The organism is Vibrio sp. 10N.261.52.A1 (genome assembly GCF_002876325.1).
In the GTDB taxonomy this organism is placed as follows: domain Bacteria; phylum Pseudomonadota; class Gammaproteobacteria; order Enterobacterales; family Vibrionaceae; genus Vibrio; species Vibrio chagasii.
In genome coordinates, this window is record NZ_MCYD01000409.1 from 1 (window position 1) to 341 (window position 341).

The window sequence follows — 341 nt, forward strand, 5'->3', positions numbered from 1 at the left end:
CCTTTATACAATATTTAAGTAAAACATACTAATACACGTTTACACTTTCAATATTGACTTACACGTGTACGCTGATATTCTAGCGCACAGATGTAAGCTCAATGGAAAATTGCTAATGAATAGTGCCGACAAACCATCAACAAAAAAGCCGCCGTTAATTTGGCTCAATATCTTTGTATTCTCGTTTAGTATGCTGCTTGCTGTTGTTGCGGCTCCCGTTTATGGCTATTTTTTTGGCTATGGAATGGAACATTGGGTATGGCTAGCGATCTGTTTTAGCTTCTGTAACCTTTCAATCACGACTGGCTATCACCGCTTGTGGTCACACAAAGCCTTTGAAG

1 pseudogene is annotated in these 341 nt (G+C 39.3%); it reads left to right on the forward strand.

The features are described 5' to 3' along the window. Positions 1 to 115: 115 nt before the first annotated feature. Positions 116 to 341: pseudogene (locus tag BCT81_RS04990) on the forward strand (acyl-CoA desaturase); the annotation flags it as partial.